This window comes from Salmonella sp. SAL04214 (assembly GCF_046550615.1).
Taxonomy (GTDB): domain Bacteria; phylum Pseudomonadota; class Gammaproteobacteria; order Enterobacterales; family Enterobacteriaceae; genus Salmonella; species Salmonella enterica.
On sequence record NZ_JBGDXT010000001.1, the window covers coordinates 259,159 to 272,924 of the forward strand.

Annotated in this window: 9 protein-coding genes; 5 read left to right on the forward strand and 4 right to left on the reverse strand. The window is 49.4% G+C overall.

What is annotated here, in order from left to right; translation table 11 throughout:
* Window positions 1-45: 45 nt before the first annotated feature.
* Complete coding sequence (gene yghU, locus ACLJQD_RS01300) at window positions 46-912, reverse strand: glutathione-dependent disulfide-bond oxidoreductase (protein WP_017441062.1); 867 nt, start codon at window positions 910-912, stop codon at window positions 46-48.
* 226 nt (window positions 913-1,138) lie between these two features.
* Between yghU and gss the strand changes: the two genes are divergently transcribed.
* Window positions 1,139-2,995, forward strand: coding sequence for a bifunctional glutathionylspermidine amidase/synthase (gss, locus tag ACLJQD_RS01305; RefSeq protein WP_000033690.1), 1,857 nt, complete (start codon window positions 1,139-1,141; stop codon window positions 2,993-2,995).
* A 658-nt stretch (window positions 2,996-3,653) separates the two neighbouring features.
* A complete protein-coding gene (locus ACLJQD_RS01310; RefSeq protein ID WP_000475246.1) occupies window positions 3,654-4,712 on the forward strand; it encodes a methyl-accepting chemotaxis protein in 1,059 nt (352 codons plus the stop codon).
* 299 nt (window positions 4,713-5,011) lie between these two features.
* Here ACLJQD_RS01310 and uxaC read toward each other — a convergent pair whose 3' ends face one another.
* The 3 genes from uxaC to uxuA all read right to left on the reverse strand — a co-directional run bounded on the left by uxaC (window position 5,012) and on the right by uxuA (window position 9,203).
* The gene (gene uxaC, locus ACLJQD_RS01315; protein ID WP_000190182.1) at window positions 5,012-6,424 is read right to left on the reverse strand and encodes a glucuronate isomerase; all 1,413 of its coding nucleotides are present in this window, start codon (window positions 6,422-6,424) and stop codon (window positions 5,012-5,014) included.
* 11 nt (window positions 6,425-6,435) lie between these two features.
* Complete coding sequence (locus tag ACLJQD_RS01320; protein WP_017441063.1) at window positions 6,436-7,908, reverse strand: fructuronate reductase; 1,473 nt, start codon at window positions 7,906-7,908, stop codon at window positions 6,436-6,438.
* A 110-nt stretch (window positions 7,909-8,018) separates the two neighbouring features.
* Entirely contained in the window at window positions 8,019-9,203 is a 1,185-nt protein-coding gene (uxuA, locus tag ACLJQD_RS01325; RefSeq protein WP_000815487.1) for a mannonate dehydratase, read from the reverse strand.
* Between the two features lie 403 nt (window positions 9,204-9,606).
* Here uxuA and ACLJQD_RS01330 point away from each other — a divergent pair, with 403 nt between their 5' ends.
* From ACLJQD_RS01330 to ACLJQD_RS01340, 3 genes are all read left to right on the forward strand, one after another.
* Window positions 9,607-10,911 carry an MFS transporter gene (locus ACLJQD_RS01330; RefSeq protein ID WP_000784371.1) on the forward strand — a complete coding sequence of 435 codons (1,305 nt, stop codon included), beginning with the start codon at window positions 9,607-9,609 and terminating at the stop codon, window positions 10,909-10,911.
* A gap of 395 nt (window positions 10,912-11,306) precedes the next feature.
* Window positions 11,307-12,185 carry a carbon-nitrogen hydrolase family protein gene (locus ACLJQD_RS01335; RefSeq protein WP_000089259.1) on the forward strand — a complete coding sequence of 293 codons (879 nt, stop codon included), beginning with the start codon at window positions 11,307-11,309 and terminating at the stop codon, window positions 12,183-12,185.
* A 38-nt stretch (window positions 12,186-12,223) separates the two neighbouring features.
* Window positions 12,224-13,147, forward strand: a complete 924-nt coding sequence (locus ACLJQD_RS01340; RefSeq protein WP_000540892.1) for a polysaccharide deacetylase family protein — start codon at window positions 12,224-12,226, stop codon at window positions 13,145-13,147.
* The last annotated feature ends 619 nt before the right edge of the window (window positions 13,148-13,766 follow it).

The following is a 13,766-nucleotide window of genomic DNA, read 5'->3' on the forward strand; positions in this document are numbered from 1 at the left end:
TACCATGCCGGATGACGACATTACTACCTCATCCGGCATTATGGTTTAACTTTGACGTTTATCTTCGGTATGGTTTTCGAAGTCGCTGGCGTCATGGCGTTCGTGAAGCTGTTCGTTCAATGGGCCGTTGGTCCGGTTGACAATGCGCCCCCGCTTTACCGCCGGACGTTCGGCTACCTGTTTCGCCCAGCGTTGTACGTTTTGATAACTTCCGGCATCCAGAAACTCCGCTGCATCATAGACATTCCCCAGCACCACGTTGCCGAACCACGGCCAGATGGCCATATCGGCAATAGTGTACTCTTCTCCCGCGACATACGGGTGGTGAGCTAACTGCTTCTCCAGCACGTCCAGCAGACGCTTGGCTTCCATGGTGAAGCGATTAATGGCGTACTCAATTTTTACCGGCGCATAATGATAGAAATGACCGAAACCGCCACCGAGGAACGGCGCCGCGCCCTGTAGCCAGAACAACCAGTTAAGGGTTTCTGTGCGCTTAGCCAGATCCTGCGGCAGGAAATGGCCAAACTTATCCGCCAGATAAACAAGAATTGCGCCCGACTCAAAAACCCGAATCGGCGGGTTGTGTGAGTGATCGCGCAGCGCCGGGATTTTTGAGTTCGGATTGATGTCAACAAAGCCGCTGGAGAACTGATCGCCCTCGCCGATGCGAATCAACCAGGCGTCATATTCGGCGCCGGTCACGCCCAGCGCCAGGAGTTCTTCCAGCATAATGGTCACTTTCTGGCCGTTAGGCGTCCCCAGCGAATAAAGCTGTAACGGATGTTTGCCGACGGGCAGCGTTTTGTCGTGCGTCGGGCCGGAAACCGGGCGATTAATGTTAGCGAACGCGCCGCCGCCGGATTTATCCCACGTCCAGACTTTTGCGGGTTGATAAGTATTATCTGCCATATTGACCTGCCTTCACAGTGGTGGTGTTGAAGCAGTGTAGCAGCTTGCTAACCGGACATTTAACCGATTGGGACATTCCGGCGAGTGAAATTTTAACCTTCTGGCCTCAGTGTGCCTTATTGAGGTGTATGATTATGTCGACCTCTGTCCGGTTAGTGTCACAGAGCAGACAATCAGAGCGAAATCACGCCAGGCTGCTCAGGCGGTCTTGTTTTGAGGTAAGTGCATGAGCAAAGGAACCACCAGTCAGGATGCCCCCTTCGGGACATTATTGGGTTACGCCCCCGGCGGCGTAGCGATCTACTCTTCAGATTACAATTCCCTCGATCCGTGGGACGACGACGACGCAGCTTTTCGTAGCTACATCGACGATGAATACATGGGGCATAAGTGGCAGTGCGTGGAATTTGCCCGCCGTTTTCTCTTTCTGAATTATGGCGTTGTTTTTACTGACGTCGGCATGGCCTGGGAAATCTTCTCGCTGCGTTTTCTGCGCGAGGTGGTGAATGACAATATTTTGCCTTTGCAGGCCTTCCCGAACGGTTCGCCGCGCGCGCCGGAGGCCGGGGCGCTGCTCATCTGGCAAAAGGGCGGCGAGTTTAACGAAACCGGGCACGTCGCGATTATCACCCAACTCCTGGATAACAAAATTCGTATTGCTGAGCAAAACGTTATCCACACGCCATTGCCGCCAGGGCAGCAGTGGACTCGCGAACTGGAAATGGTCGTAGAAAACGGGTGTTACACCCTGCGCGACACCTTTGATGACACGACGATTTTAGGCTGGATGATCCAGACCGACGACACGCAATACAGTTTGTCACAGCCTGACATCGCGAATCAGTCGCTGGCGATTCGCGGCGCAAGACTGCCAGAGAAAGGTCAGTTTGACGGTCAGTGGCTGGATGAGCGCGATCCGTTACAAAAAGCCTATGTACAGGCGAACGGACACGTTATCAATCAGGACCCGTACCAGTATTTTACCATCACCGAGAGCGCTGAACAGGAGCTTATCAAAGCGACCAATGAGTTGCATTTGATGTACCTGCACGCCACGGACAAAGTTTTAAAAGACGATAATCTGCTGGCGCTATTCGATATCCCCAAAATTCTTTGGCCGCGCCTGCGTCTCTCCTGGCAGCGCCGTCGTCACCATATGATCACCGGTCGTATGGATTTCTGCATGGATGAACGCGGGCTGAAAGTCTATGAATACAATGCCGATTCCGCATCATGCCATACCGAAGCGGGATTAATTCTCGAAAAATGGGCTGAGCAGGGCTATACCGGTAAAGGGCATAACCCGGCGGAGGGCTTAATTAACGAGCTGGCAGGCGCCTGGAAACACAGTAAAGCGCGTCCTTTCGTCCATATCATGCAGGATGATGATATCGAGGAGGACTATCACGCGCAGTTTATGCAGCAGGCGCTGCATCAGGCCGGTTTCGCGAGCAAAATTCTCCGCGGGCTGGGCGAGTTGCGCTGGGATGACGCCGGGCAGTTGATCGATGGCGATGGACGGCTGGTGAATTGTGTCTGGAAAACCTGGGCGTGGGAAACGGCGATGGAGCAGATACGCGAAGTCAGCGAGACGGAGTATGCCGCAGTGCCTATTCGTACCGGGCACCCGGAAAATGAAGTCCGGCTGATTGATGTATTACTGCGCCCGGAAGTGTTGGTGTTTGAACCGCTGTGGACGGTGATCCCGGGTAACAAAGCGATCCTGCCCATCCTGTGGTCGCTCTTCCCGCATCATCGCTATTTGCTCGACACGGATTTTACCGTTAACGATGAGCTGGTGCAGACCGGCTATGCGGTAAAACCGATTGCCGGACGTTGCGGTAGTAATATTGATTTGGTGAGCCATCAGGAAGAGCTCCTGGATAAAACCAGCGGCAAGTTCGCCACGCAGAAAAATATCTATCAGCAGTTGTGGTGCCTGCCGAAGGTCGCCGGGAAGTATATTCAGGTCTGTACGTTTACCGTGGGCGGTAACTACGGCGGTACGTGCCTGCGCGGCGATGATTCATTAGTCATTAAAAAAGAGAGCGATATTGAACCGTTAATCGTCATCAAAGCGTAACGGGGTCATTCTCGTCGGGATATCGGCGTGGGTGCCGATATCCCGCCTGTTGTGTTTACCAGCGAACGGCTGTCAGCCTGCCATTTACTGGTAACATATGAGAAATAATATCACAAATTATTCTTAACTTTTCTGACGCAGGCGGTGACGCTCGCCGCGTTGGCGCATCCGTTTCCTGATTTTCGACTAATCGATACTTTTTGCGGCTGGTTACGCTGCCCCCATTCCTTTGGATTTAGGTCATGCCTGTTTGGCTGGTAAACGGACAGCATAATATATTGATGAGTCCAAATGATATTATTGGTCATATAAAAAGTTTACGTTAGGTTATTTTTCTATTGCAAAAGTTTGCGTTTAAACCCTGTCTGCAATCTTCGTGGCGAGATATAGCTACACCTAAGTAAATGCAGTTAATTATTATTATCAGCCTTGTAAATGATATTTGCGTATAAATCGGAGCGACTTCCATTATGACTATTAATAGTATTGTTGAATAGTTTACTTTGTAATTATTTAAGTTTGGTGGACGTTTTGTCTTATTCTGGTGAGCGTATGGTTATGGCAGATGACAGCCGATTTTTCATTATGTTAGCATGAGTTGATAATACTTTATCCAGGCATAGATCAGGATGTCCACATATAATAAGGAGAATGGTATATGTTTAAAAAAGTATTAGGCTTGCGCCACTGGAATAATAATGTTGTAAAAATACCGCCGCCAGCAGCAGAATCTGGCGCCAATGCGTCTGACGTGGTGGTGGATACTCCTGAGCCTTATGAGCGGATACTGTGTCAAAAAATTCTGATGGGGATCTCGACGATCGATATCATTCGTAATGCCATCATTAAGTCCTGTGAGCAGCTCAACATTGAAAAAGAACGCATTAATGAACTTAACGAACAGAATGATAAAGCCAGAAGTTCATTAAAATCGCTCGTGGAATTTATCACCGAAATTGGCACGACTTCATCGGATATTGGCTGTCGTATGGGCGACTTAAATACCTCCTTAACGCAAATTAATGCGTGTATTAAAGAGATACAGAAGATCGCTAACCAGACCAATTTGATAGCGATTAACTCCGCGATCGAGGCCGCGCGCGTAGGGGATGCCGGGCGTGGTTTTAGCGTTATTTCGAAAGAGGTGAAAAACCTGTCCGAAGATGTTAAACACAGTTCGAAAAGCGTCAGTACGTTAACCTCTGTAATCAAAGATAATACGGCCAGAGTGAGTGAGGTGCTGGATAACCAACAGCCGGTTATTGATAATATTACGACTAACATAAATCAAATTGTGGAGTCTATTGGCATCGTCATCGATAAATCGCTGAGCATGAAATCGGTCATGCAGTACATCTCTACGGTGCAGTTTTTGAATATTGTCAAAGTTGACCATGTTATCTGGAAAATGGAAGTCTACAAATTACTCTTAAATAAAGACATAAACAGTAAAATAACGATGCACGATCAGTGTCGGCTGGGGAAATGGTACTACGGTTTTGAAGGGCAGCAGTTTAGCAATTACTACAGTTTCCGTAGTCTGGAAGCGCCGCATAAAGAGGTGCATACCGCTGGTCACTCTGCGCTGAACTATTTTGCCGCAGGCGATATGAATGCGATGTCGCAAGAACTTGACAGAATGGAGCGATCCAGTAATGAGGTGGTTAACCAGCTGGAAATGCTGGCTGTCGATTTATTAAAAGAAACCACACTGTGAAGTCATAAGTTATTACCGTATAACCAACTGGAGCCATCATCAACAGGACTGATGTATCACACTTTCTGCACTGGAGTTATTCCGGACAGAGAAAAAAAGCATGACGCAGAAGATGGCTGTGTTTGTTTACCCGAATCACTTACCTTAGTAAGTGATTCGGGATTAATCAGCAACATCTTTGCTTTTTATCGGCGGCCAGACTTTGGCTGGAAAAGTGCGTTACTGCTAAATTTCTCACTCTCTTACCGCCTTCCTGCCCCTCGAAATACCTGAGACCTGTGCTCACAGATTAATAGCGATTATTTAATCGTGAAATAACGCTGGGCATTATTGAAGCAGATATCCTGAACCATACGGCTTAGCATCGCTTCATCATCAGGAATCTCTCCGTCCTGCGCCCACTGTCCCAGCAGGTTACAGAGAATACGACGGAAATATTCATGTCGCGTATAAGAAAGGAAACTGCGGGAGTCGGTCAGCATCCCGACAAACTGACTTAACAGTCCCATTTGCGACAGTTGCTCCAGTTGGCGCAGCATACCGTCTTTCTGATCGTTAAACCACCAGCCGGAACCAAACTGCACTTTTCCGGCAATTCCCGGCCCCTGGAAGTTACCGATCATGGTCGCCAGGACTTCGTTATCACGTGGGTTCAGGCAATAGAGGATAGTCTTGGGCAGTTCATTAGTCACATCCATACTGTCGAGCAAACGGGAGAGCGCCCAGCTAATGTTATTATCGCCAATGGAGTCAAAGCCGGTATCCGGCCCCAGCAGGCGGAACATCCGGGTATTATTATTACGGATCGCGCCAATATGTAGCTGCATCACCCAGCCGCGCGCGGCGTACTGGCGGCCCAGCCAGACCAGCACCGCCGTGGTAAACTGGGCGATCTCAAGTTCGCTCAGCGTTTCGCCAGCCAGACGTTTGCCCAGAATGGCGTCAAGCTGCGCGTCGTCGGGCACCGGCGCAAATCGCAGCGTTTCAATGCCATGATCGGACGCGCGGCAGCCGCAGGCGGCGAAATGGTCGAGACGGCGAGTGAGCGCCTGACGTAAATCGTCGAAACGGGTAATGCTGACATCTGCCGCCGCTTCCAGTTTCCTCAGGTAATCGACAAAGCCGTCCAGTTCGATTTTGAAAACTTTGTCGGGGCGCCAGCTTGGCGCGACTTCAATATCAATGCTGTCGTCGGCGGCTATCTGGCGGTGATATTCCAGAGAATCTATCGGGTCGTCGGTGGTTCCGACCATCCGCACATTCATCTGCTGCATAATACCGCGCGCGGAAAAGGCCGGCGTCGCCAGTTTCTCATTACACTGCGTCCAGATACTTTCCGCGGTATCCGGTCCGAACAGCGTACCTGTAATACCAAATGGACGGCGTAGTTCAAGGTGCGTCCAGTGATACAGCGGATTGCCCAGCGTTTTTGGTACGGTATTGGCCCAGGCCATATATTTTTCATAATCGCTGGTCTCTTTGCCGGTGATCAGCGACTCATCCACGCCTGCGCTTCGTAGCGCTCGCCATTTATAGTGGTCGCCTTCCAGCCAGATCTGACCGAGGTTATCGAAACGGCGATCGTCGGCGATTTCCTGCGGACTTAAATGGCAGTGGAAGTCATAAATCGGCATGGGCGCGGCGTATTTATGGTACAGCGTGCGGGCAATGTCGTTTTTAAGTAGAAAATCTTCAGTCATAAACGTAGCCATGATTTATCTCCTTACTTAGCCAGCGCTTCTACCGTGGCTTTCGCGCCATTCTGCAATAGCTGTTGGTAAGCGTCGGTAACGGCTTGCACAAATTCGTGGTTCTTCGGCAGGTCGTTGCCAAAGATAGACTCGATGGCCAGTAGCCCGCGAACGCGTTCTTCCGGCGTCTGATATTGCTGATGAATCGCCTGATACTGCGCGAGCAGCGGATCGACGACATCAATGGTTTTACCTTGCTCATCGACACCGCCGACGTAACGCATCCATCCGGCGACGCCCAGTGTCAGGCGGCGATAGTCATCGCCCTGTTGCAAGTGCAGACGTACCGGGTCCAACAAACGCTGCGGCAGTTTCTGACTGCCATCCATCGCGATCTGCCAGGTGCGGTGTTTCAACGAGGGGTTAGTGAAACGCGCGATCAACAAATTCGCATACCCTTCCAGATCGGTGCCTTCCGGCATTGACAACGTCGGCGCTTGTTCATCAAGCATCAGCGCCAGCGCCGCGCGACGGTAAGCCGGGTTGGTCATGGTATCGGCGATAGTGTCATACCCGCCGAGATAACCCAGATAGGCGAGGAAAGAGTGACTGCCGTTAAGCATACGCAGCTTCATCATTTCAAACGGTACGACATCTGCAACGAATTGCGCGCCGACGGTGTCCCAGTCCGGGCGACCATTCACAAAGTTATCTTCGATGACCCACTGGCGGAAGGGTTCGCAGGCGATAGCGCAGGGATCATAAACGCCTAACTGGTCGGCAACCAGTTGTAGCGTCTCTTCGGTCGCCGCCGGAACAATGCGGTCAACCATGGTGCAGGGGAAGGTCACATTGTCGGCAATCCATGTGGCGAGGGCGGCATCGCGAGCTTTTGCCAGGCCGAGGACGGCAGCCTTCGCGACGTGACCATTCTCGCGCACGTTATCGCATGACAGCACGGTAAAAGCTTTCAGTCCTTGCTCCCGGCGCATGTTTAGCGCTTCGACAATATAGCCAATGGCGGATTTAGGCTGCTGTGGATGGGCAAGATCGTTTTGGATCAGCGGGTTATTGACATCAAGCTCGCCGCTGGCGGGGTCGGTGCAGTAGCCTTTTTCGGTCACGGTTAAGGAGACGATGGCGGTTTCCGGGCGCGCCATTGCCGCCAGAATCCCTGCATGGCCGTCGAATTCAGGGTGCAGCGCTTCTTTCATTGAACCGATAATTTTCAGTTCGGTGCTTTCTGCGCCGCGTTCTGCAACGGTGTACAGCAGATTTTGCGCTTTCAGGTTCGCGATCAGCCGCGCGTCGTTACCCGGCATCAGGTTCACTTCACAAATGCCCCAGTCGCTGTCGCTCTTTTCCAGTAGATGATGGGTAAAGAGCGCCTGGTGCGCGCGGTGAAACGCCCCGCAGCCCAGATGCACAATACGGGATACCAGACGTGATTTGTCCCAGTTTGGGCGGGCGACGGAAACCTGGGCGGTGGCGATATTCTGTTCCATTGCAAACTCCTGTCATTCGACGTCTTCGCCCGCGATCTCCGGGGCGAGGCATGTTGCTATTGCATTGAGTAGGGGAAATCGCATGACGCGTCGCGCCATGCGAAAGAAGGTTATTTGCTAAAGAAAGCGCGCTGGATAGCCAGTTCGACGCCGCGGACTTCCGCAAGCCCTTTCAGACGGCCAATGGCGGAATAACCCGGATTCGTTTTCTTCTTCAGATCGTCCAGCATCTGATGACCGTGGTCCGGGCGCATTGGGATCAGATCGTCGCTACCTTCGGCTTTACGACGGTGCTCTTCTTCCACAATCGCTTTAACGACTTCATACATATCCACATCGCCGTGCAAATGGGCGGCCTCGTGGAAGGTCTTCGGATTCTCTTCGCGCAGCGTAGAACGCAGATGCGTAAAGTAGATGCGCGGACCAAATTGCTTGATCATATCAACCAGATCGTTGTCGGCGCGCACGCCGTAAGATCCGGTACACATGGTGAAGCCGTTCGCCATGCTATTAACGGTTTCCACCATCCATTGCATGTCTTCAATGGTAGAGACAATGCGCGGCAGGCCGAGAATAGGGCGCGGCGGATCGTCAGGGTGAACGGCCATACGCACGCCAACCTCGTCGGCAACCGGAATAATGGCTTTCAGGAAATAGGCAAAATGTTCACGCAGTTTTGCTTTATCGATATCTTTATACGTCGCCAGGTGTTGACGGAACTGATCCAGCGTATAGCCTTCTTCCGCGCCAGGTAAACCGGCAATAATGTTGCGGGTCAGACGTGCTTTGTCTTCCTCGCTCATGGTGGCGAAACGCCGCTCTGCCTGAGCAATCTCTTCTGCCGTATAGTCGGCTTCTGCTCCCGGACGCTTCAGGATGTGCAGTTCGAACGCGGCGAATTCAATCTGGTCAAAACGCAACGCTTTTGAACCATCCGGTAATACGTATTCCAGATCCGTACGTGTCCAGTCCAGCACCGGCATAAAGTTATAGCAAACCGTATAGATACCGCATTGCGCCAGGTTACGCAGCGTTTGCTGGTAGTTTTTGATCCATAAATCGTACTGACCGGTGTGGGTTTTGATGTCTTCGTGGATAGGTACGCTCTCTACCACAGACCACTCCAGACCCGCCTCTTCAACGATTGCTTTACGTTTCTGGATCTCGTCTACCGACCAAATTTCTCCATTCGGGATATGGTGTAACGCCGTTACCACGCCGGTTGCGCCAGCCTGGCGTACATCTGACAGCGTTACCGGGTCGTTAGGTCCGTACCAGCGCCAGGTTTGTTTCATATCTCGTTTCCTCTTCTTGCGATAACGTCTTCGTGGTTGACCCATTGCCAGCCAACTTCGAAACGTGCTTTGTAAACCCGTTCTGCCCCCTAAATTCAACCAAAATTTTTCTCATGTCAACCTTATTGTCTAAATTGGCTAACCAAATCACAAATATCATCATTCACGGTCTGCCAATTTTATTTATTTGATCTGTGTCAATTTTTGCTGGGTGAAAAGCATTCACCATTCAACTTGAAATGAGTTGATGTATTTATTTCAAGAATATTAATGGCGGGAGTTGCCGCCAGATTTTGACCGGTCCGGATGAGAAAATATTGATTGGTCAACCAATTTTGTGATTTCAGTTTTCCCGCTACAGGTCAGACGGCGCGGAGCTAATGTTTTTTAACGAGGCTTTATCATGAAGATGACAAAATTAAGATGGTGGATTATCGGCCTGGTCTGCGTGGGGACCATCGTAAACTACCTGTCCCGTAGCTCGCTTAGCGTTGCGGCGCCAGCGATGATGAAAGAACTCCATTTTGATGAGCAACAATATTCCTGGGTGGTGAGCGCCTTCCAGCTTTGTTACACCATTGCGCAGCCGATCACCGGCTATTTGATGGATGTCATCGGACTGAAAATCGGCTTCTTTATCTTTGCCTTGTTGTGGTCGCTGATCAACATGGCGCACGCGCTGGCCGGCGGCTGGATAAGCCTGGCATTTCTGCGTGGTCTGATGGGGCTAACCGAAGCGTCAGCGATTCCGGCCGGGATTAAAGCCAGCGCCGAATGGTTCCCGACGAAAGAACGCGGTATTGCGGGGGGCCTGTTTAATATCGGTACTTCGATTGGCGCGATGCTGGCGCCGCCGCTGGTGGTCTGGGCGATGCTGACCTTTGCTGATAGCGGCATCGGTACTGAAATGGCGTTTGTGATTACCGGTGGGATCGGCGTGCTGTTCGCCATCACCTGGTTCCTGATTTATAACTCGCCAAATAAACACCCGTGGATCACCCACAAAGAGCTGCGTTATATCGAAGACGGCCAGGAAAGCTATCTCCAGGACGATAATAAAAAACCGGCCGTTAAAGAGATCGTTAAAAAGCGTAACTTCTGGGCGTTGGCGATTACCCGTTTTCTGGCTGACCCGGCATGGGGAACGCTGAGTTTCTGGATGCCGCTGTATCTGATTAACGTGATGCATCTGCCGTTAAAAGAGATCGCCATGTTTGCCTGGCTGCCGTTCCTGGCGGCGGACTTTGGCTGCGTTGCAGGCGGTTTCCTGGCGAAGTTCTTCATGGAAAAGATGCACATGACCACGATCAATGCGCGTCGTTGTAGCTTTACCATCGGCGCTGTTTTGATGATTTCGATCGGTTTTGTCAGCATTACGACTAACCCGTATGTCGCCATTGCATTGATGAGTATTGGCGGTTTTGCGCACCAGACGCTGTCTACCGTCGTGATTACCATGAGCGCTGACCTGTTCAAGAAAAATGAGGTCGCGACGGTTGCCGGTCTGGCAGGATCTGCGGCATGGATGGGACAGTTAAGCTTCAACCTGTTTATGGGGGCATTGGTCGCTATTATCGGTTACGGCCCGTTCTTCATTGCACTCAGTCTGTTCGATATTATCGGCGCCATCATCCTGTGGGTACTGATTAAAGATCCGGAAAAGCACCACCCGCCAATGACGGAACAGCCGCTGGCGTCTCACCGCTAAAGCTGTCTCGGTTTCACTGGCCTGATAAGCGAAGCGCTACCGGGTTCTAACGGCCACCTTCGGGTGGCCGTCTTCATTACCCTTATCGGTAAAAATACGCGTTGGTTTTATACCAGCGCGTTATCATTTAGTTTGCCTGATTATTTTCAGATGCTGAAAATAATATTGTGGTAAGGGTTATTGTTTTTCGCCTGGATTTTTATCGACTCTCTGTCTCGCTGCGAACATCGATAAAGTCCCCTTTATGTAAATAAAGGTTCAATGCTTCTACTCTTTTCTCCATATATTTTGCGCAGCTTCACAAAAAATAACCTGATGTCGTAATGTCCGCTCCCTAATATTCTCCATGCGCTATACGTTAATTTAAGTTTAAATTTCATGCCGGGGATATCACGATGTCACGTAATTTTACTGTTTCAGCCTGTCAGTATATTGTTACTAAAATAAACACTTTTGAAGATTTCATAACAAAGGTAAGGATACTTCTTAATAAAAGTCAGGGTGCTGATGTCGTTATCTTCCCGGAGCTATTTACCATTGAGTTATTTACATTATTGAAAAAATGGCAAGAAAGACCCATTTCACACCTTACTTTAATTGATCAGTTCACGGATGCCTATAAGCAGCTTTTTCAACAGGAAGCGAAAGAAAGAGGACAGTTCATTATTGCTGGCTCTCATCTGGAGCAGACCGGAGCAGATCGCTATGAGAATGTTGCGCATATATGGGGACCCGATGGCGAACATTATGCTCACAGTAAGACGCATATCTTCCCGGCTGAACGGGGTTGGTATACTCAGGAAGGCGATAAAATGGCTGTTTTTCAACTGCCATTTGCAAAGGTGGGTTTTAATATTTGTTATGAAGCAGAAATACCGGAGTGTGCTGCGACGCTGGCGGAACAGGGTGCTGAGTTAATTTTAACGCCTTCCGCTACGTTTACTGAACAGGGATTTTGGCGAGTCAGGCATTGTTGCCACGCACGTTGTATTGAAAATCAAATTTATCTTGTTCACTGTTGCCTGGGAGGAAACCCGGGCGGGCCACTGCCAGGCTGCTGGGCCCGAAGTTCAATTTTAAGCCCCTGTGATGTCGTGTGGAAAAATCCACAAGGTATTATCGCAGAGGCGCACGTCAATCAAGAGGATGTCATTTCAGGAGAAATTAACCTCGATGTTCTATATGAAAATAGACTTGGGGGGGCAGCAACAACGTTCAAGGACAGACGCAGAAAAGCAGGCATATATAATATCTGGCCATCACACATTAAATAACAGAATGTGTCCCTTCTATGTATTAGCTGGAGGTCGTTATGGGATATTTAAAATTACCTGAGGGTAAAAGGATTGCGGTCAATCTTGGTGTCGATGTAGATGCTCAGTCTTTATGGCTGGGCGGATTTAATCGACCGTCGCCATCCTTTATGTCACGAGGAGAGTTTGGTGCTCAAGTTGGCGTACCAAGGCTTCTGAAATTGTTTAAAGAAAATAATATCAAAACCACCTTTTTTATTCCCGGACACACTGTAGACACCTTCCCGGAAATCAGTAAAGCGATTTTTGATGCCGGGCATGAAATCGCTCACCATGGCTACTATCATGAAAATCCGACTCTGGTGAATCGTGATACAGAACGCCGACTAATGGATCTGGCGTTCGCCTGTTATAAAAGACATTTTGGCATACGCCCTGTGGGATACCGTTCTCCCTATTGGGATTATAGCGAGAATACGCTGGATCTTCTGGAGGAAGCCGGTTTTCTCTATGACAGTAGCCTGATGGCGAGAGATCTTGTGCCTTACCATCCTCAACGTTGGCAGGTGAATTGGGAAACGGGAAATATCGCAGGCCCGGCCAGCGCGATTCTGGAAATTCCTGTTAGCTGGTATCTGGATGATTTTCCCGCACTGGCGTATACCGGCAACCAGGAGGGGATGAGCGATACTGACGGTGTTCTGCGACGCTGGAAGGATATTTTTACCTATGCTTATAACCATCAGGAAAACGGTTTATATGCGATGGCCCTTCATCCGCAGATAATCGGTCATGGGCATCATATGATGATGTTGTCACGTTTGATTGAACATATTAAAGGGCATGATGGCGTATGGTTTGCAACCTGTGAAGAGATAGCCAGTGTCTGGGTGGATGACGAAGAGGATCGACAAAAAATGCTCCGTCCTGATGTTCGTGGCGTAGCGCCGGTTCCGGATGATTATGGCTGGCCGGGCAAATGATATCACCTCATGACAATGTTAATATCAGTCGGGTAACGGATTACCCGGGCAGAAGTTACCTGTTTGCCCGCTTGTTAATGCATATTGTCCATCAGAAAGGGAGACTATCCCGGGACGTATAAAATCTTTTTTATTTCGGTCAAAACGTTAATCAACGAGAATAGTTTGTTTTTTGATTTAAATCATTTTTTAGTGTTCACAGGAAAATAAGCAAATAAAATTTATAATGTGAGTATTAAGAAAAATAAAATTTTCCATAGTGATTATTTTTATTTAATGCTTTGATTTTTAATTCTTTTGTATGTGTTAATTGATGTAAATCAATTTGGATTTTTTTATTAAATAAGTAAAAATTAAGTTGATATTTGCTTTTTGATGTGTTTTTTATATATAGCTGATTATTATTCTGAAATGTCAATTTTTGAATAACGACGCTGTGATACCGGCACCAGGGATACTTTGCGATAAAAGGGATTGAATATGGCAGAGAGCGTTCAGTATAACCTCAATTGTATTTGGCCACAGCGGGCCAAAAACCTCTATTGCATTGCAACCAGCGGAATAACGTTTATCAGACGTGGGTAAACGTTGGCAAAATCCCTGCAAACCTGGCGCTTTT